The following is a 23,696-nucleotide window of genomic DNA, read 5'->3' as shown; positions in this document are numbered from 1 at the left end:
TCAGAGGGACTCGTCGTCGATTCGTTTCATGACCTGTTCGGCGTCGGCGTAGTACTTGTTGACCATCGCAGTGAACCGGCGGTAGTCGGAGATGCCCTCCCGGCGGAGGTACTCGAGGAACCGTCGGCGGTTCTGCAGCTCCGTGAGCAACTCCGACTGGCTCCAGCCCCGTTCCGAGCGGATCTCGTCGAGCAGCTCGCTGTTCGACCGACTGAACTCGTCGCCGGTCGACTGCCAGGCGTAGGTGTTCGAGTAGTCCAGTTCGCCCGTCCGCTGGTCGATGCCCTCTATCTCGGCGATGGTCTTGGCCCGCCGGACGCGCTCATCGCCCGACCGGGCGAGCACCTGGACACAGAGGATGTCGAGCGACTGGACCATCGGTCGTGGCACGTTGATGGGTTCGTTCTCCAGGCGGTTGATGACCGTCTGGACCGAGTCGGCGTGGAGCGTCGAGAACGTCGTGTGGCCGGTGTTCATCGCCTGGAACAGCGTGATGGCCTCCTGGCCGCGGACCTCCCCGACGACGATGTACTCCGGGCGGTGTCTGAGCGCCGAGCGCAGGAGGTCGTACATCGTGATGTCCGAGTCGTCCAATCGCTCCCGGGTCACCGACGAGAGCCAGTTGTCGTGGTACAGCGAGAGCTCGCGGGTGTCCTCGATGGTCAGCACCTTCGACCGGGGCGGGATGAACATCGAGACGGCGTTCATCGACGTCGTCTTGCCGGCGGCGGTCCCGCCGGCGAAGATGAGCGACTTGTTCGACTCGATCGCCAGCCAGAGGTACGCCAGCATCTCGACGGAGAAGGTGCCGTACTCCAGCAGGTCGATGGGTGTGAACGGTTCGTCCGCGTACTTCCGGATGGTGAAGGCGCTGCCTCGCGGGGTCACTTCCTGGCCGAGCGCGAGTTCGATGCGGGACCCGTCGGGCAGCGTCGTCGAGACGACGGGGTCGGACACGGAGACGTGCCGGCCGGAGCGCTGGGCCAGCTGGATGACGAACTCCTCGAGTTCCTCCGACTCGTAGGTGATGTTCGTCTCGACGTCGGTGTACTCGTCGTGGTAGACGAAGATGGGCAGGCCTGCACCGTCACAGGAGATGTCCTCGATGGCCGGGTCGTGCATCAGGGGGTCGATGTAGCCATAGCCGAGAAACGAGCGGTAGAGGTAGTAATAGAGGCGGTAGAAGGTCTCCGGTTCGATGACCACGCCGTACTCCTCGAGGCGAACGCGGAGCTCCTCGCGGAGCGCCGTCTCGGGGTCGCGGTCCACCGAGTCCCGGTAGATGAGCGGCCCGCGGATGTCCTCGTACAGTCGGTCCAGCAGTTCCGCCTCGATGTCGGTCAGCGAGGGTTCGACCACGTGGTACCGGTTCTCGTCACGGTCGGGGTCGTGGTTGATCGAGACGAAGGCAAAGGGTGCGTTGAGCCAGTAGCGGTCGAGTTCTTCCTGGCCCGCCAGGCCGTCGAAGGCGACCAGCGCGCCGTGACGGCCCGGGTCGTAGTTCGACTCGGGGATGGCCCCGCCACTGAGCATGGTCGCCGTCCGCGAGAGCCACGACTGGATGTGGCCGATGGGGTCCTTGACGACGTCACCTGGATCTGGTGTCTCGGGATTGGACATCTGCGGAAACGACCGGTGATCGCGGCGTAGGCTACGGTCTGTCGTGCCTTGTTCGGCCTCCTACTTAAATTCGCTCTCCGAATTATCACGAGAGAGTATGGTACCGTCGAGCGAACGGACGACTCAGGTGCGGTCTATCGTCAACAGGAGATAGGCAAACAGGGCGGAGAGCGCAGCACCGACCGGGAGGGTGACGCCGGGGAAGAACCGGACGAAAAGCGCCGTGGCCGCCACCGTCGCGAGCGCCACCAGACCCAGCAGACCGCCGAACAGGCGCACCGGGTCCAGCGGGAGCAGGTCGCCGACCCGTTCCTCCTCGAAGTAGTAGTAGACGCTCAGCGTCAACGGCAGAGCAAACAGGACCAGCGCGGCGAACCCGAGCGTCCCGGCGAGCGTGAGTTCGGGCGACGTCTGGAACCGCGCCACTTCCCAGGCCCACAGGAAGGGCCGCTCGTTCTCGATGGTCGCCCCGAAGATGAACTGCAGTCGGAAGGGGAGAAAGCGCAGGGCGACGACGGTGAGGTCCGACACCTGGAAGACGGAGACGGACCACGGCGCCAGCGCGACCAGCCACGTCGAGAGGACGGCCATCTCGCCGGCGTACTCGGATTTGACCCAGGCCATGACGTCTCCAGAAGGATGGGGTGCCAGGGAAAAGCTACCGATACCGGCCGACCGGTTCGACGGGGCCCCGTGACCCCGCCGCCGTTACGTTCATTGCATCGCGACACCTAGCGAAGCGTAACCGAATGAGGCGCGACTACTTCACCGTCGACGTAGAGCCAGACCCGACCGACGGGGGGACACCGACGATACGCATCGACTACAGCGGCCCGACGGGGGGATTGCGCGAGCGCTTCAGTACAGACACCGGGACACTCGACGCCGACGAGATAGACGTCACGCTACGTCGCCAGCCGGGCGACGAGGACGGCGTCGTCTCGCTGTCGACGCGGCTGACAGGGGAGTACATCCTCGAGGCCGGCGCACCGACGGAGGCGATACTGGCCCTCGTCGGCGCCGCGGAGGACCGTGAGGACGGAACGTACGAGGTCCGCCTGACCGACAGCGACGGGAAGTCGCTCGTCTACGAGAAGCGGACGCTGCTCGTCTACGACCACGACGGGAGCCTGCTTCGCAGTCAGAGCCTGATCCCCGGCGGCGTCCAGCTGTGATTACCGGAGACGCCTGACGACGGCCGGCAGGACGGTCGTGACGTCATCGCGGACGACGAGGGTCGCCTCGTCGTCTCTGGGCGTGGGGTCGAGGTTGACGACGACGAGCGTGCTCCCCGCCCGCGTGGCAATCCGGGGGAGCAGCGACGCGGGCCGCACCGAGAGCGAGGACCCGAGTGCCAGGAACACGTCGCTCTCCCGGGCGAGGCGCTGGGCGGCGTCCATCGCCTCGTCGGGCAGGGACTCCCCGAACAGGACCACGTCGGGGCGGTAGACGCCGCCACAGGCACACCGTGGCGGTAATTCACCGTCTGCGGCCCGGTCGAACACCTCGTCGGCTGGCAGCCGGTCGCCACAGTCGTCACACCGGACACGCCGGTGCGTGCCGTGGAGTTCGACGACCCGGTCGGTCCCGGCGGCGTGGTGGAGGCCGTCGACGTTCTGCGTAACCACGGCCTCGAGTCGCCCGTCTGACTCGAGGTCGACGAGCGCCTCGTGGGCCGCGTTGGGGGCCGGGTCGAGGTCGGCGTAGATCGCTCGGCGGAGGTCCAGTCTGTCCCGCCAGAACCCCGTCGGGTCGGCGTCGAACCGCCGGCGGTGGAAGGACATCGGGTCGAACTCGTCCCAGACCCCGTCCTCGCCGCGGAACGATGGGATGCCCGACGCCGTCGAGACGCCCGCGCCGGTCAGCGCGACCGTCGAGTCGGCGGTCCGTATGGTACTGGCCACGTCGTCGAATACGTCGTCCCCGGTCACGCCCGGGCGTACGACAGCGAGGCAAAAAGCGTCGTCGGTACGACGACTCTGTCCGACGTTTTATACAGATCGCGGCCCCAGCGACGGGCATGTGCTACGATCGGTTGACCGGGGACGGGGTGACCGAGACGCCGTTCCGGGACCTGGTGGCGTCGGAACTGCGCTGTGCGCTCCGGAACGGCGGCCTGGCGGGGGCGCTCGTCCTCGGTGTCGCGCTGTTCGAGGGCGCGGCCGCGTTACTGGTCGTCGCGAGCGTGGCGGGCGCCGTGGCGCTGGGGGCCGTGTTGCACCTCTGTCTCTTCGTCGCCGGCGCACTCGTCCAGCGTGGGCGGGCCCGTCTCGGTGGTCGCGGCGAGGGGTCCGTGGAATCGGCCTGAGTTCCGTCGGGCCAGGCCGCCGAGCAGTCGCCCGACGGTGAACGCGACGGCCGCGGCGAGCATCCCGACGACGAACATCTCGACGCCGTTGACGTACCAGGCGCGCCGGGTCACCAGACTCCGACTCGCTCCGACGAGGAAGAAGGCGACGCCGGTGAAGCCGATGGAAAGCGGGAAGGCAGGCGTGGCGGCGAGGATGTACGGCACGAGCGGTTCCCACCCGGCGACGACGAACGCTGCGAACGTGATCAGCGCAGTCCGCCTGGGGGACTTCCCGCCGTCGAGGTCCGCCGGTGGGCTGTCCGGCGAGTCGGCCCCACCGACTCCCCGTACTCGAGTTCGGACCGGCGGCTGAGGTAGTTGCTCATGCCCATCGAGAACCCGTCGGCAAAGAGGTTCGCGGCCCCGAGAACGAGGACGATGGCGGGGTTCAGCGCGGCGCCGGCGACACCCGAGACGACGGCGAACGTCGTGACGATGCTGTCGTTGGCGCCGTAGATGACCTCTGCGAGGTACCGGCCGGACGATTGCACCTCGTCGCGGAGGAGCCGTTCGATCGTGTGTCCCGCTAGACTGGTTGCCGACAATTACGTTGTGCACTCGAGCGCGGAGGAAGGTTTTCGACCCGTCCCCGCTAAGATGTCACATGGACGAACTGATTCTGGTCCCCTACGAGGGGTCCCCGCTCTCGAAGCGCGCGCTCGAACGGGTCCTCACTCACCACCCCGACGCCGGGATACACGTCCTCTACGTCGTCGACCCGATGCTCGCGGTCTACGACGCGGAGACGGAGGGGCTCCCCACTGCCAGTTCGTGGGTCGAGGAGATGGAGGCCCACGCAGCGACACTCCATGCCGACGCGGAGGCGTTGGCAGCCGACCACGACAGTACGGTGACGACCGCCACCGTGACCGGCCGGCCTGCCCGCGAGATACTGTCGTACGCCGACGAACACGACGTCGACCACGTCGTGATGGGGAGTCACGGGCGGACCGGTGTCTCGCGACTCGTCCTCGGTAGCGTCGCCGAACAGGTGATGCGGCAGTCGCCGGTCCCGGTCACCGTCGTGCGATAGGCGCTATGACGGCCGCTGCACCCCGAAATACACGGCCGGGAGCACGGTACCGGGTCGACCGGCGATACTGTTGGCCCGGTACCGGCCGCTCCGTCGTGTACAGACGGATTTAAACCGTCCCCACTCCCCTTTCCGCATGACATGCGATTGCACGAATATCAGGCGAAACGAGTCTTCGCCGACGCGGGCGTCCCCACACCCGCATCGAGGCTGGCCGAGACAGTGGAGGAGGCCGTCGACGCGGCCGAGGAAATCGGCTATCCGGTCGCTATCAAGGCACAGGTGCACGTCGGTGGGCGCGGGAAGGCCGGCGGCATCGAACTCGTCGAGAACGCCGATGAGGCCCGCGAGGCCGCCGAGAACATCATCGGGATGGACCTCAAGGGCTATCACGTCAGGACCGTGCTCGTCGAGGAGGCCGTCGACTTCGTCAACGAGCTGTACGTCGGCGTGACTATGGACCGGGGCGCTGGCAAGCCCGTCGCGATGGTCTCGACGAAGGGCGGCGTCAACATCGAGGAGGTCGCCGAGGAGGACCCCGACGCCATCGCGCGCGAGCACGTCGACCCCGCGTTCGGCATGCACCCCTTCCAGGCCCGGAAGGTCGTCTACGACGCCGGCGTCGACCGCGACCTGGCCAACGACGTCGCAGGCGTCCTGCGCACGCTCTACCAGCTCTGGGACGACCGCGACGGCAGCGACGTCGAGGTCAACCCGCTGATGATCACGAGCGACGACGAGGTCATCGCCGCCGACGCGGTGATGAACATCGACGACGACGCGCTGTTCCGCCAGCCCGAGCTCGCCGAGATGGGCGAGGAGGCAGCCGACGGCGACGAGCTCGAGCAGAAGGCCGACGAGTACGGCTTCGACTACGTCCGCCTCTCGGGCAACGTCGGCATCATCGGCAACGGGGCTGGCCTCGTGATGACGACGCTGGACCTCGTCGACCACTACGGCGGGTCGCCCGCCAACTTCCTGGACGTCGGCGGCGGCGCGAAGGCCGACCGCATCGCGAACGCACTCGACATGGTGTTCTCCGACGAGAACGTCGACTCGGTCGTGTTCAACATCTTCGGGGGCATCACCCGCGGTGACGAGGTGGCCCAGGGCATCAATCAGGCTCTGGAGCAGTTCGACGAGATCCCCAAGCGGGTCGTCGTCCGGCTCGCGGGCACGAACGCCGAGGAAGGTATGGAGATTCTGAACGAAGACCTGGTGACCGTCGAACACACGCTGGAGGACGCCGTCCAGCGTGCCGTCGAGTACGCCGGGGAGGTGGACACATGAGCGTTCTAGTCGACGAAAACACGCGCGTTGTCGTACAGGGTATCACCGGCGGCGAAGGGAAGTTCCACACCGAGCAGATGCTCGAGTACGGGACCAACGTCGTCGCAGGCGCAGTGCCGGGACGCGGCGGCCAGGAGGTCGCCGGCGTGCCGGTCTACGACACGGTCCAGCAGGCTGCCCGCGAGGAGGACGCCAACGCCTCCGTCGTGTTCGTCCCGCCCGCGTTCGCCGCGGACGCCTGTTTCGAGGCGCTGGACGCGAAGGGCGTCGACCTCGTCGTCGCCATCACCGAGGGCGTCCCGACCCAGGACATGTCGCGGGTCTACCGCAAACTGCAGGAGACCGACACACACCTCGTCGGGCCGAACTGTCCCGGCGTCATCACGCCCGGCGTCGCCAAACTGGGCATCCTCCCTGGCAACATCTTCTCCTCGGGGAACGTCGGCTTGGTCTCCCGGTCGGGCACGCTGACCTACCAGGTCGTCGACAACCTCACCGACCGCGGCCTGGGCCAGACCACCGCCATCGGCATCGGCGGCGACCCAATCATCGGCACCGGGTTCATCGACGCCCTCGAGCTGTTCGAGGCCGACCCCGACACGCACGCCGTCGTGATGTGTGGCGAGATCGGCGGCGAGGACGAGGAACAGGCCGCGAAGTTCATCGGCCAGCACATGGACACGCCGGTCGCCGGCTTCATCGCCGGTCGGACGGCACCGCCCGGCAAGCGCATGGGTCACGCCGGCGCCATCGTCTCGGGGTCCGGAACCGGGACCGCCCAGTCGAAGATCAACGCCCTCGAGGACAACGGCGTCCCTGTCGGCGACACCCCCGAAGAGGTCGCCGACCACGTCGAGAACCTGCTGTAGGCGGCGACGGATTCATAGGGGCCCCTTTCGTAGCGGTCGGCAGTGAACCGAACGGGTGAGTCACTGCGGGTGGCCGTCGTCGGCGAAACCACCACGCACTCTGAGTCAATCGAGCTGGACCTCGACACCGAGACCGTGGAGGTCGTCGAGTCCACGGAGCCCGCGACGGCGGCCGCCGACCGCGACGTCGACGCCGTGGTCGTCACCGACGCGTTGCCGGCCCACGACGGGCTCGCTGCACTCGAGGAGGCCCGCGAGGCCGACCCGTCCCGCCCCGTGTTCGTCGCTACCGAGTCGACCGACCCAGCGCGTGTCGAGGCGCTGCTGTCGGCCGGCGCCGCGGACGTGACGGTCCTCGGGAGTCCCGGGAGTATGGCACAACTCATCGCACGGATCCGTGCCCGGACCGCCACACCGACCGGCGACGGCCACGGTGTGGCACACCGCTTTAGCGACGTCGCGAGCAATCTCGCCCACGACGCGAAGAACCCGCTGAACGTGGTCGTCGGCAGACTGGAACTGATGGAGATGGACCCGGTCCACGCCGACGCAATCACCCGATCGGTCGACCGCATCGACTCGCTGCTCGAGGAGCTGTCGACGCTCGGGTCGGTGAGTCGGCCGGTCACGGAGACGGAACGCGTCGACGTCGGCGACGTCGCCGAGACGGTCTGGCAGACCCTCGATGTCGACGACGCGACCCTGGAGACCGATGACGACGTCACCGTCGTGGCCGACCCCGAACGCTTGCAGACGTTCCTCGAACGCCTCTTCGAGAACGCGCTCGAACACGGCAGCGAGGACGTCACCGTCACCGTCGCGGCGACTGACAGCGGCTTCGCCGTCGCTGACGACGGCCCCGGCATCCCCGCCGACGACCGTGACCACGTCTTCGAACAGGGGTACGCGACAACGAACGGCGGCGAGGGGTACGGCCTGTTCGTCGCCGCGACCATCGCCGATGCCCACGGGTGGACCCTCGAGGTCGGCGAGAGCGAGGCCGGTGGGACCCGCGTGTCGGTAGCCACCGGTCGCCGAGCGACGCCGCGGTAGGGCTGGCTGAACCGACCGCCCACGACGAGATGCCGGACCGACGGCCGCCACGTCGGCCCCGTCGCTGAGAACGGAGAGACCGGGGTAGGACCGCCGAAGCGCCACTCGTGAACGTTCCGGTGTAGATATAAGGCATGGATATGTAGATTTTTCTATGCCCCACACTTGCCGGAACTGCAAGCGGACGTTCGGCACGGAACTCGAACTCGAACTCCACCTCGACACCTGTTCTGCGGGCCAGCTCTACTGCGACGAGTGCGGCGGCCGCTTCACAGAGCGCTCGGCGACGGAGGACGGGTGGCACTATCGATGTCCGAACGAGGACTGCGACGGCGAAGGTATCGGCGAGGACATCCACAACGTATCTGACGCGCGAGTAACGAGCAAGTAGTCCTGCGGCCCGTCACGACACGAACACCCCCGAGCAGCGCTCAGGGTTCCGGCGCCGACTCCCCGGCGGCCAGCGACGCCACGTTCCGGCAGGCCCGCACGCACACCGGCACGTAGCCGGCGGCGAGTACGGGTATCTCGAACACGACCCGTGAGCCCAGGGGCCCCGCGTCCGCCCGGTGGCCCGTCGCCGGTATCCGGGCGACGTCCCACGTCCACCGGTGGGCCCGGCACGCCGTCACTTCGAAGGGGAGCCACAGGCCCCCGACCGTCCGGACCCGACCGGTCGTCCCGTCCTCGATGACCCGGGTGTCTACCTCGACGTCGGTGAGAGAGGGGCCCCAGTCGGGCCACAGCGCCGTGTCGGTCAGGACTGTCCACACCGCGTCGCGCGACGCGTCGACGGGGTGGCTCACGACCAGTCGGCGGCCGTCCTCCGTCTGCTGTACCGAGACGTCCGCCTCGCCGATGGCGACCATTATCAAAACCAATAGACCGGCGCCAAGGTATAGGTTCGTGCCGTCACAACCGACGCGCAGATGATAGACGCCCGCGACCTTCGCAAGGAGTACGGCGACTTCGTCGCCGTCCGGGGCAGTTCGTTCTCGGTGGACCGCGGCGAGGTGTTCGGCATCATCGGCCCCAACGGCGCCGGCAAGACGACGACGCTGAAGATGCTCGCCGGCCTGCTGGAACCGACGAGCGGCGAGGCGACCATCGCCGGCTACGACACCGAGACGACAGAGATGCGCCGCCGACTCGGCTTCCTCCCCGAGGAGTCGCCCCTCTACGAGGAGATGACGCCCGTCTCGTATCTCGACTTCTTCGCCGACCTCTACGACGTCGACCCCGACGTGGCCGACGAGCGGATGCACGAGACGCTCGACGAACTGGATCTAGAGCACCGCGACCGGAAGCTGGGTGACATGTCCAAGGGGATGAAACGGAAGGTGGCCATCGCCCGCTCGCTCATCAACGACCCCGACGTGCTCGTCTACGACGAGCCAGCCTCGGGACTGGACCCGCTGACGACCAACTACGTCATCGAGTTCACCGAGCAGCTGGCCGCCGAGGGCAAGACCATCGTCTTCTCCGCGCACAATCTCTTTCACGTCGAATCCATCTGTGACCGCGTCGCGATCATGAACGAGGGCGACATCGTCGCCCGCGGCGACCTGGCGGAGCTTCAAGACGAGTACGGCGAGACGCGCTATCACGTCTACACCACCGTCGACGTCCCGGACGCCACCCGCGTCAACGGCAACTACGAGCGGGTGGTCGAGAGCATGGCCGCCGTCGAGGAGACCAGAGAGGCCGCTCGCGCGGCGGGCGGCGAGGTGGTCGACATCAGGACCGAGGAGTCGAGCCTCGAAGAGGTGTTCCTCAACGTGGCCGAGGCCGGCACGCGCGGGACGCGGTACGTGGGGGAGGACGCGCCGTAGATGGAGTGGGACAAACTCCTGCGCGTCGCGCGGTGGGAGGTCACCAAGAACGCCGGCGGACTCGACCGGCGGACCGTCGCCGTCATGGCGCTGTCGCTGGTCGCGATGGGGGGCGTCGCGGCCATCGCCGTCGGCGGCGGTGGCGCCGGCCTGGACGACGGCCTCTACCGCGTCGGCGTCGACGACGCGAGCCCGTTTTACGACGTGGCGGCCGACGACGGGACGTTCGTCGTCCGGGACCCGGATCCGGCGGCCGTCGAACGCGGGGAGCAGGAACTGCTGTTCCGTGGCACGCGCCTCGTCAGCGTCCCGCAGACGCCCAAGGAACGCGCTGCACTCGACGAGTTCCGCTCCAGCACCGAGCGGTACAACGACCGGACGCTCGCCGGCGACGACAACCAGACGGCGGCGTTCCCCGTCTCGGTGACGCTGGTCTACCGGGAGCAGGCCGGCACCGACGTGCTGGATCCCCGGGAGAACGGTGGGACCGCCGGCAGCGATGGCGGCAACGACGACGGGGCCGGTGGCGGTGGCGCCGGTGCCGGCGGTGGGTCCGACGGCGGTGCGAGCGCGGGCGGTAGTGATGGCGGCCTCGGCGAGGCCGGTGGTGGGGGGGCGAGTCTGAGCGGCCTCGGGGGGCGGCTGGCCGGCGAGGTGCAGGGCGGCACGCCGTCGGATATCTCCCCGCCGTTCCCCTTCGAGTCGCTCGTGCTCGCCTTCCTCTATATCGTCCCGATGAACTTCGTCATCCAGGCCTACGGGTCGTCGATGCTCTCCGAGCGCCTGAACCGCCGGGGCGAACTCCTGCTCGTGACGCCCGCCTCGCGGGCCGACATCATCGCGGGCAAGACGCTCCCGTACCTGCTTGGGGCCGTCGGCGTGGCGACGGCCATCACCGCGACGTTGCGCTTTGGCGGTATCGCGCCCGGGGGAAGTCCCATCGCCGTGCTGGCGGTGGTGCCACTCGCCTTGCTCTTCCTCGCGGCGACGTTCTGCGGGGCGATGTTCGCGCGGTCGTTCAAGGAACTGACCTTTGTCACCGTCACGATAACCGTCTCGTTGACCTCCTACGCGTTCGTCCCGGCCATCTTCACCGACATCACACCCATCGCGCTCATCTCGCCGCTCACGCTGGTCGTGATGGACCTCACTGGACAGGCGATCAGTCCGTCGGCCTTCGCCTTCTCGACGCTCCCGCCGCTGGTGACGGCGCTCGTCCTCTTTGGTCTGGGCGCCGGCCTCTACCGCGAGGAGGACATGTTCACCCAGCGCGCCATCCCGCTGAAGGTGCTCGACGCGCTGTCGGGGCGCATCAGGTCCCGGCGGAGCGCGGCAAAGATGAGCGTCGTCCTGCTGCCCTTCGTCGTCGTCGCGGAACTGGTCGCCATCGCGTTCCTGTTCGTCCTCGACTCGGTGTCGCTGAACGTCTTCGGGACGAACCAGACCCTCGGCGTCCTGCTGATTCTGGGCGTCGTCGCCGTCGTCGAGGAGGTAGCAAAGAGCCTGCACGTCTACGCCGGCTACGACGCCGCCCGGTACGAGCGGACGGTTCGCTCGGCGCTCGGCCTCGGCGCGCTCTCGGGGCTGGGGTTTTTCGTCGCCGAGAAGGGCCTCCTCATCGCCCGGCTCTCGAACTTAGAGAGCCTGCCCATCGGCCAGGCGGCGCTCCAGGGGGCGACCCCGCCCGCCGGCGTGCCCTTGTGGGCTGTCGCGCTGCTGTTCTTGCTCGCGCCGCTCGTCTTGCACACGGTGACAGCGGCGCTGTCGGCCGTCGGGGCGACGCGGGGCCGGTCGGGCTACCTGGCCGGCCTGGGGGCGGCCGTGGTCGTCCACTTCGCCTACAACCTCACGGTGGTGACCAGCCTTGTCTGACCGACCCTGGTGGCGCGACCCGCGTCTCGTCGTCGCCAAGCGGGACGTGCGCTCGCTGTCTCGCGAGAAGACGATCGTCCTGGCGCTGCTCATCCAGCTGTTCGTCGCCGGGTTCTCGTCCTTCCTCGTCGTGGGCCTGACCTCGCTGTACGACCCGTCCTCGGTCGCCACGCAGGACGTCGAGATGGCCGTGACCGGCGACGCACGAGCGGAACTGCTCGAGGCGGCCCGCGAACAGGAGGGGGCCGGGGCCACCGTCTTCGAAGACCCCGACAGGGCCCGGCAGGCGTTCCAGGACCGCCGCGTCGACGCGGTCCTCGTCGGCCAGTACGTCTCGGCGCCCGACGGGGGCGGCCGGACGATAGACGTCATCGCGACGGTCCCCGAGGGGAGCATCAGGTCGACACTCGTCGTCGTGGAGGTGCGGCGGGTCCTGAACGCGCTCGAACGACAGGAGCGGGTCGAACGAGCGGCCTCGCTCGACGAGCCACCGGCCCCGCTGCCGCGTAAGATCGGCGCGAGCCCCTACTTCGGGTTCACCTACACCGTGTTGATCCCGCTCTTGCTCTTCCTCCCGCCCTTTATCAGCGGGTCCGTCGCCGTCGACGTCGTCACCGAGGAGATAGAGCGCGGGACGCTCGAGCTCCTGCGGGTCGCGCCCGTCTCTCTGCTCGACATCGTCGACGGCAAGGCGCTGGGGATGGTGATCCTCGCGCCGCTCCAGGCGCTGCTGTGGGTCCTGTTGCTCTCGACGAACGGCATCACCGTCGCCAACCTGGGGACGCTCGTCGTCTTCGTCACGGCCGTCGCGCTGCTGGTGGTGACCTTCGGCGTCGTCCTCGGCCTGGCGACGAAGCGCCGGCGGCCCGCGCAACTGCTGTATTCGGTGGTGACGCTGGTCGTCTTCGGCGCGGCGGTGCTGCTCCCCGAGCACCCGGCGACGACGGTGGCGAAACTCGCCGTCGACAGTCCGACGCTGCTGACCTACGGCCACGTCGTCGCCACCGTTGCCGTCGCCGTCGGGACCTACGCCGTCGCCAGGCGGTACGTCGGCACCGTCGACGCCGAGGGACTCTGACCCGGGTTCTACCTTTTTATCCCCGGCGCTCGCCGTGTGGGTATGGAGTACACGACACTCGGTTCGACCGGCGTGGAAGTCAGCCGCCTCTGTCTGGGGTGTATGAGTTTCGGTACGTCCGACTGGCGGGACTGGGTCCTCGAGGAACCGGAGAGCAGGGAGATAATCGAGCGCGCCATCGACCTGGGCATCAACTTCTTCGACACCGCCAACATGTACTCGCTGGGCGAGTCCGAGCGCGTCCTCGGGAACGTCCTCGCGGACTACGAGCGCGACGCACAGGTCGTCGCGACGAAGGGGTTCCACCGGATGGACGAGGACAATCCCAACTCCGCCGGTCTCTCGCGGAAGGCCCTCGAACAGGAGTGTGCGAACTCACTGGAGCGTCTGGGGATGGACACCGTCGACCTCTATCAGATCCATCGGTGGGACTACGACACGCCCATCGAGCAGACGATGCGGACCCTCGACGACCTGGTGCGCCGGAACCAGACGCGATACGTCGGCGCGTCGTCGATGTGGGCCCACCAGTTCGCCGAGTCGCTGCACACCAGCGACCGCGAGAGGCTGGAACGGTTCGTGACGATGCAGAACCACTACAACCTCCTCTACCGGGAGGAGGAACGCGAGATGCTGCCGCTGTGTGAGCAGGAGGACGTCGGTGTCATCCCGTGGAGTCCGCTCGCGCGGGGCTATCTCACCCGGCCCCACGAGGAGTTCGAAGCGACCACGCGCGGCGAGACGGACGACCACGCGCGCGGCCATCCCTACTTCGATGGCGGCGGCCGCCAGGTCAACGAACGCGTCGAGGAGCTGGCCGACGAGTACGACGCCTCGATGGCCCAGATCGCGCTGGCGTGGATCCTCGAGAAGGAGTGGGTCGACGCACCGATCGTCGGAACCACGAGCATCGAACACCTGGAGGACGCCGTCGCTGCCCTCGATATCGACCTTTCGGCGAGCGACGTCGAGTGGCTCGAAGACCCGTACGAACCGGTCCGCGTGTCCGGACACGAGTGAGAGCGGTGGGCGTCGACCGCTGACAGACGCCCACGAGTCACGACGGAGTCCGGATACGGTTCAATTCTCTCGCAATCCTGGACTCTTTTTCGTACTATTGGCTCGAAAAGGGACGCATAACTTTAAGATATCAGGATACCTACGAGGCGCATGTATTCTGTCCCGTTCAGCACCGGCATCGACACCACGTTCGCCGACAGCCTCATCAGCGCCGCCCGGACGACGCTGGGCGACACGCTCCGCAGCGTCATCTACTTCACAGAGCGGGACATGGACCTGCTTTACGTCCGCAAGGACCTCTACGAGACCCAGCAGGGCGCGATGGAGGCCAAGTCGCGACTGGTCGAGTTCGAACGCATCGGCTTCGACGAGGCGCCGGTCCGATCGGTGCTCTCCGTCCCGGGCGACCCCTCAAGCATCGGGACCTACGAGTTCACCGTACGGGTCCACGACGACGGCTACGTCATCCGCTTCCTCGGTGACGGCATCGGCGTCCTCCTGACGACAGACGAGATGGAGGTCGAGGCCTTCCAGGACGCCGCGAAGGCCGTGACGGAACTCCTCGAGGAAGCGGCCGACTGAGCGCCACTGCTGACCGGTCCGTGCCCTCGGTGGGCAGATCTCCCCGCGCACGCAGCCGGTGGTGCCAAAGATTAAATAGGCCGATCGCGTCCGTCTAGGTGTGGTGTGTGAACAATGCCCACGTCACGGACCGACGACCGGGTACAGTCGGGACGCACGTGCGGTGCTGAGGCCCCACAGGGTCTCCCGGTCGACCCCGTCGAACACTACGTCACCGGCTTCGTCGGGTTCGCCCTGACGTTCGTCGGAACCGCGCTGTTCTACCCCGCGCTAGCGGCGGCCAGCGAGGTCCTGCACTACCTCTCCTCGACGCTGCTTGTGTTTACGTTCCTGGCCGCCTGGCTGCTGGTCTGGCTCACGCTGGAGGCGCTCTGGGAGTGGCGCGCCGGCCGACTGGTGCTGACCTGACCGCCGTCAGGGGACCCGCCCGCCGACAGTCCCGGGTTGGCCCGTCCCGGCCTGTTCGTGCGTGTGGTGGAAAAAGCGGACGAGGGGCGTCCCGTCGCCGTCGCCGACGGGCTGGACGCAGACGCGTCTGAACCGGTCGTTCTCGAGCAGGTTGACCATCAGCCCCTCGTCGTGGACCGACGCCGACTCGAAGTCGGCGCCACAGACCGGACAGCGGACGGGGCCGTCCGACTCGGGTTCGTCGGCCCCGGTGTCGGCCGGTCTGTCGGGGTCCGTCACGCCGTGCGTCCCTCGTCTGCCACACGCCGGATGCGCTCGTAGTCGTCGTCGGAGTAGGCGATGAGACGGACGTTCTCGAGCGAGCCGGGGTCGAACGCCGCGATGGTCTCACAGATGATGCGGACGCCCGACTCGAAGTCGAACCCGGCGATGCCGCACCCGAGCGCCGGGAGGACCATCGATTCACAGTCCAGCGCGTCGGCCTCTTCGAGGGCGTGCCGTGTGGCGTCGCGGATGCTGTCGGCCGTCGAGGACCCGCCCGGGGGCATCGCCGCTGCGTGGATCACGTACTCGGCGTCCAGGTCGTACGCGTCCGTCGTCGCGACGCCGCCGAGCTCGACCGGTCCCTTCGAGACGGCTTCGTCGTCCAACCCCCCGCCGGCCGCCCGTTTGAGCGCCCCGGCGACCCCCGACCCCATGTGGAGGCTCGTGTTCGCGGCGTTGACCAGTACGTCCGCCGACTGGGCGGCGATGTCGCCCTGGATGACCTCGAAGTCCATACGTGGACCGTCGGGCCCCTGGCGAAAAAAGCGTTGCCGGGTGCGTGGGGACGACTCTCACGACAGGCCGAAAGTCCTCGAGCACGTACTATCCAGTATGGACATCCTCCGGATGCGCTGGCGGGACGTGGGGTTCCTCCACTGGCCGGTCGACCCGTCCGTCGTCGCCGAGACTCTTCCCGACCCGATGACGGTCGACACCTACGACGGCGACGCGTACCTTGGCGTCGTTCCCTTCCGGATGGCCGACATCAGACCCCGGGGGAGCCCGATCGGCCGCTCGTTCGGCGAGTTGAACCTGCGGACCTACGTCCGCGCCGACGGGACTCCCGGGGTATACTTCTACAACCTGGACGCCGACGACTCGCTCAGCGTCCGCCTCGCCCGCCGACTGTTCATGTTGCCGTACTACTCGGCGTCGATGGGCGTCGAGTCCCGCGACGGCCGAGTGAGGTTCCAAAGCGAGCGGCCCGGGACGGACGGGTCGACGGCGCGGTTCGACGTGACCTACCAGGGTGACGGAGCGCCGTCGACACCCGACGCACACTCGCTGGAGCAGTTCCTCGTCGAACGGTACCGGTTCTACGCCAGCGCGGAGAACGGACAGGTCTACTACGCCGACATCGACCACGCCCCGTGGCCGCTGGAGGCCGGGACGGCCGACGTCCGCCGGAACGAGCTCTTCGACGTCAACGGGTTCGAGTACCCGGACGGCGAACCGCTCGTCCACTACAGCGAGGGGATCGACGTGACCGCCGGCGTGCTCCACCGGTTCGAGGCCCGGGCGCTAGACTGATTGTCGTCCTGCTCCAAGCGATGCCGTGGTCTCGGTCACCCCGCTTCGGACGACACTCGACGACGTGTGCTTCTGTCACTGGCCGGTCGCTCCCGAAGTCCTGACCCCGCTGGTGCCCGACTGGCTCACCGTCGAGGCCGTCGACGGCGACGCGTGGGTCTCGGCGGTCGCACACACGGTCGAACGCGTCCGGTCGTTCGGCGTCGACCTGACGCGCCCGGCCGCTGCCGTGAACCTGCGGACGTACGTCCGGGGGCCGACCGACCAGCGCGGCGTCTACTTCCTGGGCCTGTACACCGAGGACCGGTTCACCCGGGAGACGGCCAGCCGCCTGCTCGGTCTCCCCTACCGCCGTGGACGCCTCGCTGTTCGCCACGGACCCGACGGCTCGACCCACCGGACGCTGGACGTGGACGACCGTCGGGCGCTGGACGTCGAGTACGTGCCCGCCGATAGCGACGGGGCGACGGCACCGCCCGATTCGCTTGCGGGCTTTCTCGTCGAGCGGGAGCGCTACTTCGCGACGGGGCCCGCCGGGACCCGTCTCGCCGGGAGTGTCGGCCACGACCCCTGGCGACTCGTCCCGGTGGAGGCGTCGGTCGGAAGCGCGCCGCTCGAACTGGTCGGGCTCGGTGGTCCCGTCGCCGACCCGCTGGTTCACTACAGCCCCGGCATCGAGGTCGCCCTGGCGCCGCCGACGCCGCTGGTCGGGTCCCGGCGTCGCTGACGGCGGGCCGGGTGAGCGCCGGCGAGATCACGCCGCCGGCGAGACGGATTTTTGTCTCTCGGGTCCGAAGCGTCGGTAGATGACATACGGGGGCGTAATTCTTGACCTGGACGGCACCGTCTATCGCGGCGACACCCTCCTGCCGGGCGTCTCCGACGCCATCGACGAGATACGGCGTCGGGGGGCCGACGTCTGTTTCTTCTCGAACAACCCGCTCCACGACGGCACCGAGTACGTCGAGCGCCTCGGTGCGCTCGGCGTCGACGCCCGGCCGGGCGAAGCCTGCTCGTCGGTGGTCGTCACCTGCGAGTACCTCGACTCGCGTCACGCCGGCGACCGGGTGTTCGTCGTGGGCAGCGAGCCGCTCCGGGCACACGTCCGTGCGACGTCGGTCGACGTCGTCTCGGACCCGGCGGCGGCCGACGTGCTGCTGGCCTCGTGGACGGACTCGTTTCACTACCGCGACCTGGTGGCGTCGCTCCGTGCCGTCGACGAGAACACGGCGTTCCTCGGGACGGACCCGGACCGGACGTTCCCCGACGAAGCGGGCCGGGCCACCCCCGGTTCGGGCGCCATCATCAACGCCATCGCCGGCGTCGTCGACCGGGACCCGGACGCCATCCTGGGGAAGCCCTCACAGGTGGCCGTCGACGCGGCCCTCGACCGGGTCGGCTGTCCGCCCGAGGAGTGCCTGGTGGTCGGGGACCGTCTCGACACGGACATCGCCATGGGGGAACGGACCGGGATGACGACGGCGCTTGTCACGACGGGCGTCACCGACGAGGCTGAACTCGCCCGCAGCGACGTCCGACCCGACTACGTCCTCGACTCGCTCGCCGACGTGGGACGGCTCTTCGAGGAGCCGCCGGAAGGGAAACGTATCTGATAGTTCACCTCTGTCTTTATTTCCGCCGAGCGAGAACGTACGGACGGTGGTACCAATGAGCAACGACATCCTGATGATAGTCGGCGATTTCGGCGAGGACGCCGAGATAATGGTCCCGTTCCAGGCGCTGCAGATGGTCGGTCACGACGTCCACGCGGTCTGTCCGGACAAGGAGGCCGGCGAGAAGATCAAGACGGCGATACACGACTTCCGTGGCGACCAGACGTACATGGAAGCGCGGGGCCACGACTTCGAGCTGAACGCGACGATGGCCGATATCGACCCCAGCGACTACGACGCGCTGGTCGTCCCCGGCGGCCGCGCCCCGGAGTACCTGCGGACACACGAGGAGGTCATCGACGCGGTCCAGCACTTCTTCGAGGCGGATAAGCCCGTCGCGGCGCTGTGTCACGGCCCACAGATACTCGCCGCGGCAGGGGTCCTCGACGGCTACGAGGCGACGTCCTATCCGGCCTGTCGCCCGGAGTGTGAAGCCGCCGGCTGCTCGTGGGTCGACGGCGTCGTCCGCGACCGGAACCTCGTGACCGGACAGGCCTGGCCGGACCACCCCGAGTGGCTCGCGGAGTTCATGACGCTCATGGGCGACGAGGTCACCCACGGCGACGCGGCAGTGCCGGCCGACGACTGACCGACGCCACTCGCGTCGGCGAAACACATTTTTCCACGCCATCCGTCAGATACGAAACGAGCCCCAGTGTCGTCATCCTCCTCCAACGGCCCCGCTCGGACCGCCGAGCGAGGCATCAGAGTCACGCTCGTCGCCGTCTTCCTCGTCGGCGTCCACCGGCGGAACTGGAGTGCGGCAGTCAACGCCGTCCTTTCGCTGGCCGGAACCTTCCTCCCTCCCGTCCTCGAATCCAGGTACGGCGTCGAGTTCCTGCCCTGGCAACGGCTGTACACCGGATCGGCGATGGTGACCCACGCCGTCGGTATGCTCGGCCCCTACGACGACGTCTGGTGGTGGGACCACCTCACGCACACTCACTCGGCGACGCTACTCGGTGGCCTGGTCCACGTCGTCACGCGACGGCGGGGGAACGACCCCACCGCGACCGTCATGGGTGCCGTCGGCCTGGCTGGCATCGTCTGGGAGATCGGGGAGTACGGCATCCACAGTGTCGCGGACGCGCTGGATGTCGAGCCCATGTTGCGGACCTACGGGCGAACGGACACGCTCCTTGACCTCTGTTTCAACCTCGTCGGCGCACTGGTCGTCCTGGCCGTCGGCGACGAGTACCTCGAGAACTTCATCGACCGGGACGAGAGTCGCCGGGACGACCGCTGACGGTCATCCCTCGACGAACCGGTCTGGAAGGTAGGCGTACAGCGGCGTAGGGACGAACCGGAGCGCGTGCTCCGTCAGCACCGGTATCTGCCGGCGGACCAGCGCATAGGTCACCGAGACCAGCACCGCCCCCGCGACGAGCGTCGCCACCGGCCCGTCCGTCACGGTGAGTGCAGGTATCGCGACGGCCGAGGCGACGAGGGCGTCCTCCGGCGACCCGTCGTAGCGAATCCACCGGCGAGGGGGGTGCCAGCGCCCCCGGAAGTGGTCGTACACCGCACGTTCCGATCCCGCTTCCCAGGGTCGCAACTCGAGGCCCCCGCCGAAGATATCCATCGTCGAGTGCAGGGCCGCCCCCAGCAGGAAGAACCCGACCCCGACGGTGACCGGCGTACTCGCGACGGCCACGACCAGCGCCGCGCCGCCGACGAGTACCCAGTAGTACGTCGGGTAGTGCAGCGTCTTGCGGTGGCCCACGTAGAGGTCCAGGTCGGGGAACACCCCGCCGGCGAACGCCCCCACCATCGCGACACCGGCGTACTCCGGGTTGGTGACCGCGACGACGGACGCGACGGCCACCCCGACGAGCGCGTGGGTCGTTGCCATCATCTCGCCCGAAGATATCGCGTTGCGACGTAAAACCGTATCGGCAGGTGTGGTGACACACCGACCGCCTCCCGCCGCGAGGGCGGGAAGCCGGCATCAGCGCTCCCGAATCTGGTGGACGACGCCGCTCTCGCCGCTCACGCCCCCGCGTTCCGTGGTACAGGCGAGCAGTTCCCCCGCCGTCGTCCGCCCGAACGCGAGCACGTTCTGGCCCACGTCCTCGCCGACGATGGGGACGGCACGGACGGGCCAGCGGTCGCGGTCGCGTTCGCTCGCGACGAACAGGCGACCGTTCGCCCGCCAGTCGGCGAAGACGTACCGGCCGTCGAGGGCCGGAATCGACGCGCCGTCGTAGAGGTACCCGCCGATGACGGAGACGCCCGAGACGTCGCTCCCGCCGTGGGGGTACTCGATGATCGGATCGGCGAGCGGCCGGCCGTCGGCCGTCTCGGTCGGACAGTCCGACGCATCGAAACAGTGTGTCGCCTCGCGGACGTTCCACCCGTAGTTCCCGCCCCGTTCGACGAGGTTCACCTCCTCGAACTCGCTTTGCCCGACGTCGGCGACGAAGAATCGCCCGTCGGGACCAAAGGAGAAGCGCCAGGGGTTGCGAAAGCCCCAGGCGTAGTGTTCGTCGAGCCCGGACTCGCCGGCCAGCGGGTTGTCGTCCGGAATCCCGTAGGGCTCGCCGCTGGGCGCGTCGTCCACGTCGAGTCTGAGGATACTCCCGAGGAGGTTCTCGGTGACGTCCTGGCCGTTGCCGCCCTCGACGGCGTCGTACCAGTCGTCGACGTGGCCCCGTCCCCGGTCACCGCCGGCACCGCCGTCACCGACGGCCACGTAGAGGTACCCGTCCGGCCCGAACGTGACGGCGCCGGCGTTGTGGTTCGACTGTGGCTGTGGGATCTCCAGGACGGTCCGCTCGCTCCCCTCGTCGACGCTGCCGTCGCGGACCGCGAACTCGGCCAGCACGAACGTGTGCGAGAAGTTCTCGGGCGTCCCCGGTCGCCGTGGAGCGCTGTACCTGACAAACAGGCGGCCGTCGCCGTCGTAATCGGGGTGCAGCGCCAGGCCGAGCAGACCTCGTTCGTCGTACCCGCTGACGGACACCATACGGTCCCGAACGTCGAGGACGGGGCGTGACTCCCCTTCGGGACCGATGCGAGTGACGACACCGGCCTGGTCGGCGACGAAGTACTCGTCCGGCCGGGGCGCGAGGACGTCGACGGGTGCAGTAAACCCGTCCGCTACCGGGTCCCCGGTGAGTTCGAGCGAGGCGAGCGACTGGTCGGGCGACTCGTCCGGGGACGGTGGCGACGGTCCGGTGTCGTCGGCCGGTTCGGTGCGCGAGGATGCGGGCCCACCCGGACCCACGCACCCTGCGAGCCCGCCGAGTCCGAGCAGGCCCGCGCGGAGGAACTGCCGTCGGCGCTGTGTGACCATACCCGCTGTTGGGACTGGAGCGACAAGAACGCGCGGAATAAACTTCAAACAACGGAAGAGTGTCTCCCCTTCGAACCTTTTATGGAACGGCTGGCGGTACAGTCAGACGAACGATGGTAGACAAAGCAGACCTCCGAGAGCAGTTCGTCGAGGCGTTCGAGGGTGCGGACTACCCCATATCCAGTCCGATGGACCTCGTCCCGGCCCTGCCGGCCGGCCCGTCGACGAAGTTCGAGTCGGGCGAGTTCTCGATGACGGCCATGGAACTGAACACGAAACTCGACGGTGAGTTCCCATACGAGAGCGTCGACGCGTTCGTCGACGACGTGATGGAGTCACTCGAGAACCAGGACCTCATCTGAACGGCCGGCTCCGGTCGGACGGGTACGAAGACTGCGAGCGACGGCGCCGTGACTGAGGCCGGTTCGTGTCTCGTCGTTTTATCAGTGCCCGTTCCCAAACCCGGGTATGTTCGTCACGCCGGTGGTCGAGACGCTGGTCAGCACGTTCGGCCCGTTCCTCATCCCGGCGACGCTCTTCATCCTCGGTGCCATCGGGTACCTGTTCCTGTACCTGCTGACCAGGTACCGGACCGAGACCTACGCCGCCGACGAGTGAGGCCCCCACGACGCCGGACTAGCACATCACCACACTTTTGAATTCGACACGTCTAAATTCTGGTATGCTAAGCGCGAAGATGGAGGACTACCTGAAAGCCATCTACACCCTCGAACGGAAGGACCGAGGGCCGGTGGCCACCTCCAGACTCGCAGAGAAGCTCGAGGTCACGCCGCCGACGGCCACGAGCATGATCGAGAACCTGACAGACCGTGGCCTCGTCGACCGCGAGAAGTACACGGGCGTGACGCTGACCCGGGAGGGCGAGACGGTCGCGCTCGAGGTCATCCGCCACCACCGCCTCATCGAGACGTTCCTCAGCGAGGAACTCGGTTACGACTGGGCCGAGGTCCACGAGGAGGCCGAGATACTCGAACACCACATCAGCGAGGAGTTCGAGCGCCGTGTGGCTGACCGCCTCGACCAGCCCGTGGTCGACCCGCACGGCGACCCGATTCCCAACGACGCGCTCGAACCCATCGACGACGCAGGCGAGTCGTCGCTGTCGGACCACGGGGAGGGCGACCACCTCGAGGTGGTCCGGGTGCGGGACCGGGACCCGGAGGAACTCACCTACCTCGACCGGGAGGGCATCACGCCCGGGACCCGGTTCACCGTCGAGGAGATTGCGCCCATCGGGCTGATGACCGTCCGGATCGACGGGACGGGGACCGTCTCGCTCCCCGACCACATCACCGAGGCAATCCAGGTCCGCCCGCTCGAAGAGCCGCGCGTCGAATCGACCGTCCCCGGGACCGACGAATCCACCCAGTCATGAGCGAGGTGACCTGGCTCGGCGTGGTCGCCATCGCGGCGGGGGCCCAGCTGGCGGTCCTCCCCGGCGAGAAGGTCCAGTTCATCATCGCGGGGCTCTCGACGCGGTTCCACCCGGCGATGGTCGTCGCCGCCGCCGGGAGTGCCTTCGCGGGCTGGACCGTCGTCGAGGTCTGGGTCGGCCGGCGCGTCACCGAGCTGCTACCCGGCGTCTACCTCGACGCACTCACCGCACTGCTGTTCGTGGCCTTCGCCGTCCTGCTCGTGCGGTCGGCACCGCCGGAGGGCGCACCCGACACCAGCACCCAGTCCGGGTTCACCACGGACGGTGGCGAGCTGGAGGTCCGCGTCCCCCTCCTCGGTGTTCGCGTCCCGAACAGGCTGGGTGGGTTCCTCCCCATCTTCGCCATGATGGCCTTCGGCGAGTTCGGGGACAAGACCCAGACTATCACCATCTTGCTCGCGACCCAGTATCCGTCCTTCCCCACAGCCATCTGGACCGGCGAGATGCTGGCCATCATCCCGGTGAGCATCGCGAACGCGCTGTTCTTCCATCGCTTCTCACACGCGTTCGACCTCCGGAAGGCACACTTCGTCGGCGCGGTGATATTCCTGTTTTTCGCCGCCGACTTCGCGCTCTCGGTGACCGTCGGCGTCTCCGTCTGGGAGACCGGGGTCGAGGTCGCCAGCAGCCTCGTGCCGGTGTGACCCGGCCCGCGACTGCCTCGTCCAGTACACTCATCTGTCACGGGCC

Annotated in this window: 31 protein-coding genes and 1 pseudogene; 22 read left to right on the top strand and 10 right to left on the bottom strand. The window is 68.0% G+C overall.

Annotation, left to right across the window (positions count from 1 at the left end; all coding sequences use genetic code 11):
• Complete coding sequence (locus P1K88_RS11195) at positions 1-1,620, bottom strand: type II/IV secretion system ATPase subunit (protein ID WP_276410257.1); 1,620 nt, start codon at positions 1,618-1,620, stop codon at positions 1-3.
• 123 nt (positions 1,621-1,743) lie between these two features.
• Positions 1,744-2,244: a TIGR04206 family protein gene (locus P1K88_RS11190; RefSeq protein WP_276410256.1), complete on the bottom strand. Its 501-nt coding sequence runs from the start codon at positions 2,242-2,244 to the stop codon at positions 1,744-1,746.
• Positions 2,245-2,369: 125 nt separating this feature from the next.
• Here P1K88_RS11190 and P1K88_RS11185 point away from each other — a divergent pair, with 125 nt between their 5' ends.
• Entirely contained in the window at positions 2,370-2,795 is a 426-nt protein-coding gene (locus tag P1K88_RS11185; RefSeq protein ID WP_276410255.1) for a DUF5793 family protein, read from the top strand.
• Here the strand turns inward: P1K88_RS11185 and P1K88_RS11180 are convergent, their stop codons facing one another.
• Positions 2,796-3,551, bottom strand: coding sequence for an NAD-dependent deacylase (locus tag P1K88_RS11180; protein ID WP_276410254.1), 756 nt, complete (start codon positions 3,549-3,551; stop codon positions 2,796-2,798).
• A gap of 89 nt (positions 3,552-3,640) precedes the next feature.
• Here P1K88_RS11180 and P1K88_RS11175 point away from each other — a divergent pair, with 89 nt between their 5' ends.
• Positions 3,641-3,928, top strand: a complete 288-nt coding sequence (locus P1K88_RS11175; RefSeq protein ID WP_276410253.1) for a hypothetical protein — start codon at positions 3,641-3,643, stop codon at positions 3,926-3,928.
• Between the two features lie 87 nt (positions 3,929-4,015).
• Here the strand turns inward: P1K88_RS11175 and P1K88_RS18465 are convergent.
• Both P1K88_RS18465 and P1K88_RS11170 read right to left on the bottom strand, forming a co-directional pair.
• A pseudogene (locus tag P1K88_RS18465) lies at positions 4,016-4,177 on the bottom strand (VIT1/CCC1 transporter family protein); the annotation flags it as partial.
• On the bottom strand, positions 4,177-4,461 hold the full coding sequence (locus tag P1K88_RS11170; RefSeq protein WP_276410252.1) for a VIT1/CCC1 transporter family protein: 285 nt from the start codon (positions 4,459-4,461) through the stop codon (positions 4,177-4,179). The pseudogene P1K88_RS18465 and the gene P1K88_RS11170, both read right to left, overlap by 1 nt.
• Positions 4,462-4,574: 113 nt before the next feature.
• Here P1K88_RS11170 and P1K88_RS11165 point away from each other — a divergent pair, with 113 nt between their 5' ends.
• From P1K88_RS11165 to P1K88_RS11145, 5 genes are all read left to right on the top strand, one after another.
• The gene (locus P1K88_RS11165) at positions 4,575-5,003 is read left to right on the top strand and encodes a universal stress protein (RefSeq protein WP_276410251.1); all 429 of its coding nucleotides are present in this window, start codon (positions 4,575-4,577) and stop codon (positions 5,001-5,003) included.
• Between the two features lie 141 nt (positions 5,004-5,144).
• Complete coding sequence (gene sucC / locus P1K88_RS11160) at positions 5,145-6,293, top strand: ADP-forming succinate--CoA ligase subunit beta (protein WP_276410250.1); 1,149 nt, start codon at positions 5,145-5,147, stop codon at positions 6,291-6,293.
• Complete coding sequence (sucD, locus tag P1K88_RS11155; protein WP_276410249.1) at positions 6,290-7,162, top strand: succinate--CoA ligase subunit alpha; 873 nt, start codon at positions 6,290-6,292, stop codon at positions 7,160-7,162. The genes sucC and sucD overlap by 4 nt, the downstream gene beginning before the upstream one ends.
• A 42-nt stretch (positions 7,163-7,204) precedes the next feature.
• Positions 7,205-8,215 (top strand): sensor histidine kinase, encoded by a 1,011-nt coding sequence (locus P1K88_RS11150; protein ID WP_276410248.1) that lies wholly within the window; start codon positions 7,205-7,207, stop codon positions 8,213-8,215.
• Positions 8,216-8,369: 154 nt separating this feature from the next.
• Entirely contained in the window at positions 8,370-8,606 is a 237-nt protein-coding gene (locus P1K88_RS11145; RefSeq protein WP_276410247.1) for an HVO_2901 family zinc finger protein, read from the top strand.
• 40 nt (positions 8,607-8,646) lie between these two features.
• Here P1K88_RS11145 and P1K88_RS11140 read toward each other — a convergent pair whose 3' ends face one another.
• On the bottom strand, positions 8,647-9,084 hold the full coding sequence (locus P1K88_RS11140) for an SRPBCC family protein (protein ID WP_276410246.1): 438 nt from the start codon (positions 9,082-9,084) through the stop codon (positions 8,647-8,649).
• Between the two features lie 60 nt (positions 9,085-9,144).
• Between P1K88_RS11140 and P1K88_RS11135 the strand changes: the two genes are divergently transcribed.
• The 6 genes from P1K88_RS11135 to P1K88_RS11110 all read left to right on the top strand — a co-directional run bounded on the left by P1K88_RS11135 (position 9,145) and on the right by P1K88_RS11110 (position 15,007).
• Entirely contained in the window at positions 9,145-10,047 is a 903-nt protein-coding gene (locus tag P1K88_RS11135; protein ID WP_276410245.1) for an ABC transporter ATP-binding protein, read from the top strand.
• Positions 10,048-11,919, top strand: coding sequence for an ABC transporter permease (locus tag P1K88_RS11130; RefSeq protein WP_276410244.1), 1,872 nt, complete (start codon positions 10,048-10,050; stop codon positions 11,917-11,919).
• On the top strand, positions 11,912-12,997 hold the full coding sequence (locus P1K88_RS11125; RefSeq protein WP_276410243.1) for an ABC transporter permease: 1,086 nt from the start codon (positions 11,912-11,914) through the stop codon (positions 12,995-12,997). The genes P1K88_RS11130 and P1K88_RS11125 overlap by 8 nt, the downstream gene beginning before the upstream one ends.
• Before the next feature lie 42 nt (positions 12,998-13,039).
• A complete protein-coding gene (locus P1K88_RS11120; protein ID WP_276410242.1) occupies positions 13,040-14,017 on the top strand; it encodes an aldo/keto reductase in 978 nt (325 codons plus the stop codon).
• 150 nt (positions 14,018-14,167) lie between these two features.
• Positions 14,168-14,599 (top strand): DUF7522 family protein, encoded by a 432-nt coding sequence (locus tag P1K88_RS11115; protein ID WP_276410241.1) that lies wholly within the window; start codon positions 14,168-14,170, stop codon positions 14,597-14,599.
• Positions 14,600-14,713: 114 nt separating this feature from the next.
• Positions 14,714-15,007 carry a hypothetical protein gene (locus P1K88_RS11110; protein ID WP_276410240.1) on the top strand — a complete coding sequence of 98 codons (294 nt, stop codon included), beginning with the start codon at positions 14,714-14,716 and terminating at the stop codon, positions 15,005-15,007.
• A 6-nt stretch (positions 15,008-15,013) separates the two neighbouring features.
• On the opposite strand, the gene P1K88_RS11105 is transcribed toward P1K88_RS11110, so the two are convergent.
• Together P1K88_RS11105 and P1K88_RS11100 are read right to left on the bottom strand one after the other, a co-directional pair.
• Positions 15,014-15,286: a DUF8145 family protein gene (locus tag P1K88_RS11105; RefSeq protein ID WP_276410239.1), complete on the bottom strand. Its 273-nt coding sequence runs from the start codon at positions 15,284-15,286 to the stop codon at positions 15,014-15,016.
• Positions 15,283-15,786, bottom strand: a complete 504-nt coding sequence (locus tag P1K88_RS11100) for a macro domain-containing protein (RefSeq protein WP_276410238.1) — start codon at positions 15,784-15,786, stop codon at positions 15,283-15,285. Before P1K88_RS11100 ends, P1K88_RS11105 begins: the two co-directional genes overlap by 4 nt.
• 97 nt (positions 15,787-15,883) lie before the next feature.
• On the opposite strand from P1K88_RS11100, the gene P1K88_RS11095 reads away from it, so the two are divergent.
• From P1K88_RS11095 to P1K88_RS11075, 5 genes are all read left to right on the top strand, one after another.
• Positions 15,884-16,582, top strand: a complete 699-nt coding sequence (locus P1K88_RS11095; protein WP_276410237.1) for a YqjF family protein — start codon at positions 15,884-15,886, stop codon at positions 16,580-16,582.
• 25 nt (positions 16,583-16,607) lie between these two features.
• A complete protein-coding gene (locus tag P1K88_RS11090; protein ID WP_276410236.1) occupies positions 16,608-17,309 on the top strand; it encodes a DUF2071 domain-containing protein in 702 nt (233 codons plus the stop codon).
• A gap of 79 nt (positions 17,310-17,388) precedes the next feature.
• The gene (locus P1K88_RS11085) at positions 17,389-18,195 is read left to right on the top strand and encodes an HAD-IIA family hydrolase (protein ID WP_276410235.1); all 807 of its coding nucleotides are present in this window, start codon (positions 17,389-17,391) and stop codon (positions 18,193-18,195) included.
• Between the two features lie 55 nt (positions 18,196-18,250).
• Positions 18,251-18,844, top strand: a complete 594-nt coding sequence (locus tag P1K88_RS11080; RefSeq protein WP_276410234.1) for a DJ-1/PfpI family protein — start codon at positions 18,251-18,253, stop codon at positions 18,842-18,844.
• Between the two features lie 66 nt (positions 18,845-18,910).
• Positions 18,911-19,501, top strand: a complete 591-nt coding sequence (locus tag P1K88_RS11075; RefSeq protein WP_276410233.1) for a DUF2238 domain-containing protein — start codon at positions 18,911-18,913, stop codon at positions 19,499-19,501.
• Positions 19,502-19,504: 3 nt separating this feature from the next.
• Here P1K88_RS11075 and P1K88_RS11070 read toward each other — a convergent pair whose 3' ends face one another.
• Both P1K88_RS11070 and P1K88_RS11065 read right to left on the bottom strand, forming a co-directional pair.
• Positions 19,505-20,107, bottom strand: coding sequence for a metal-dependent hydrolase (locus P1K88_RS11070; RefSeq protein WP_336407540.1), 603 nt, complete (start codon positions 20,105-20,107; stop codon positions 19,505-19,507).
• A 96-nt stretch (positions 20,108-20,203) separates the two neighbouring features.
• Positions 20,204-21,550, bottom strand: a complete 1,347-nt coding sequence (locus P1K88_RS11065) for a PQQ-dependent sugar dehydrogenase (RefSeq protein WP_276410231.1) — start codon at positions 21,548-21,550, stop codon at positions 20,204-20,206.
• A gap of 113 nt (positions 21,551-21,663) precedes the next feature.
• Between P1K88_RS11065 and P1K88_RS11060 the strand changes: the two genes are divergently transcribed.
• The 4 genes from P1K88_RS11060 to P1K88_RS11045 all read left to right on the top strand — a co-directional run bounded on the left by P1K88_RS11060 (position 21,664) and on the right by P1K88_RS11045 (position 23,650).
• Positions 21,664-21,912, top strand: coding sequence for an MTH865 family protein (locus P1K88_RS11060; RefSeq protein WP_276277455.1), 249 nt, complete (start codon positions 21,664-21,666; stop codon positions 21,910-21,912).
• 106 nt (positions 21,913-22,018) lie between these two features.
• Positions 22,019-22,168 carry a hypothetical protein gene (locus tag P1K88_RS11055; protein ID WP_276410230.1) on the top strand — a complete coding sequence of 50 codons (150 nt, stop codon included), beginning with the start codon at positions 22,019-22,021 and terminating at the stop codon, positions 22,166-22,168.
• A 64-nt stretch (positions 22,169-22,232) separates the two neighbouring features.
• Positions 22,233-22,946: a metal-dependent transcriptional regulator gene (locus P1K88_RS11050; protein ID WP_276410229.1), complete on the top strand. Its 714-nt coding sequence runs from the start codon at positions 22,233-22,235 to the stop codon at positions 22,944-22,946.
• Complete coding sequence (locus tag P1K88_RS11045; protein WP_276410228.1) at positions 22,943-23,650, top strand: TMEM165/GDT1 family protein; 708 nt, start codon at positions 22,943-22,945, stop codon at positions 23,648-23,650. The genes P1K88_RS11050 and P1K88_RS11045 overlap by 4 nt, the downstream gene beginning before the upstream one ends.
• The last annotated feature ends 46 nt before the right edge of the window (positions 23,651-23,696 follow it).

Source organism: Haloarcula halobia (assembly GCF_029338255.1).
Lineage (GTDB): Archaea > Halobacteriota > Halobacteria > Halobacteriales > Haloarculaceae > Haloarcula > Haloarcula halobia.
This window is presented reverse-complemented; position numbering and strand designations above follow the sequence as displayed.

Bases quoted from the DNA above. Each gene is read 5' to 3' on its own strand.
- P1K88_RS11195 (WP_276410257.1), bottom strand. From the start codon at position 1,620: ATGTCCAATCCCGAGACACCAGATCCAGGTGACGTCGTCAAGGACCCC.
- P1K88_RS11190 (WP_276410256.1), bottom strand. From the start codon at position 2,244: ATGGCCTGGGTCAAATCCGAGTACGCCGGCGAGATGGCCGTCCTCTCG.
- P1K88_RS11185 (WP_276410255.1), top strand. From the start codon at position 2,370: ATGAGGCGCGACTACTTCACCGTCGACGTAGAGCCAGACCCGACCGAC.
- P1K88_RS11175 (WP_276410253.1), top strand. From the start codon at position 3,641: ATGTGCTACGATCGGTTGACCGGGGACGGGGTGACCGAGACGCCGTTC.
- P1K88_RS11165 (WP_276410251.1), top strand. From the start codon at position 4,575: ATGGACGAACTGATTCTGGTCCCCTACGAGGGGTCCCCGCTCTCGAAG.
- sucC (WP_276410250.1), top strand. From the start codon at position 5,145: ATGCGATTGCACGAATATCAGGCGAAACGAGTCTTCGCCGACGCGGGC.
- sucD (WP_276410249.1), top strand. From the start codon at position 6,290: ATGAGCGTTCTAGTCGACGAAAACACGCGCGTTGTCGTACAGGGTATC.
- P1K88_RS11145 (WP_276410247.1), top strand. From the start codon at position 8,370: ATGCCCCACACTTGCCGGAACTGCAAGCGGACGTTCGGCACGGAACTC.
- P1K88_RS11140 (WP_276410246.1), bottom strand. From the start codon at position 9,084: ATGGTCGCCATCGGCGAGGCGGACGTCTCGGTACAGCAGACGGAGGAC.
- P1K88_RS11135 (WP_276410245.1), top strand. From the start codon at position 9,145: ATGATAGACGCCCGCGACCTTCGCAAGGAGTACGGCGACTTCGTCGCC.
- P1K88_RS11130 (WP_276410244.1), top strand. From the start codon at position 10,048: ATGGAGTGGGACAAACTCCTGCGCGTCGCGCGGTGGGAGGTCACCAAG.
- P1K88_RS11120 (WP_276410242.1), top strand. From the start codon at position 13,040: ATGGAGTACACGACACTCGGTTCGACCGGCGTGGAAGTCAGCCGCCTC.
- P1K88_RS11115 (WP_276410241.1), top strand. From the start codon at position 14,168: ATGTATTCTGTCCCGTTCAGCACCGGCATCGACACCACGTTCGCCGAC.
- P1K88_RS11110 (WP_276410240.1), top strand. From the start codon at position 14,714: ATGCCCACGTCACGGACCGACGACCGGGTACAGTCGGGACGCACGTGC.
- P1K88_RS11100 (WP_276410238.1), bottom strand. From the start codon at position 15,786: ATGGACTTCGAGGTCATCCAGGGCGACATCGCCGCCCAGTCGGCGGAC.
- P1K88_RS11095 (WP_276410237.1), top strand. From the start codon at position 15,884: ATGGACATCCTCCGGATGCGCTGGCGGGACGTGGGGTTCCTCCACTGG.
- P1K88_RS11085 (WP_276410235.1), top strand. From the start codon at position 17,389: ATGACATACGGGGGCGTAATTCTTGACCTGGACGGCACCGTCTATCGC.
- P1K88_RS11080 (WP_276410234.1), top strand. From the start codon at position 18,251: ATGAGCAACGACATCCTGATGATAGTCGGCGATTTCGGCGAGGACGCC.
- P1K88_RS11070 (WP_336407540.1), bottom strand. From the start codon at position 20,107: ATGGCAACGACCCACGCGCTCGTCGGGGTGGCCGTCGCGTCCGTCGTC.
- P1K88_RS11065 (WP_276410231.1), bottom strand. From the start codon at position 21,550: ATGGTCACACAGCGCCGACGGCAGTTCCTCCGCGCGGGCCTGCTCGGA.
- P1K88_RS11060 (WP_276277455.1), top strand. From the start codon at position 21,664: ATGGTAGACAAAGCAGACCTCCGAGAGCAGTTCGTCGAGGCGTTCGAG.
- P1K88_RS11055 (WP_276410230.1), top strand. From the start codon at position 22,019: ATGTTCGTCACGCCGGTGGTCGAGACGCTGGTCAGCACGTTCGGCCCG.
- P1K88_RS11050 (WP_276410229.1), top strand. From the start codon at position 22,233: ATGCTAAGCGCGAAGATGGAGGACTACCTGAAAGCCATCTACACCCTC.
- P1K88_RS11045 (WP_276410228.1), top strand. From the start codon at position 22,943: ATGAGCGAGGTGACCTGGCTCGGCGTGGTCGCCATCGCGGCGGGGGCC.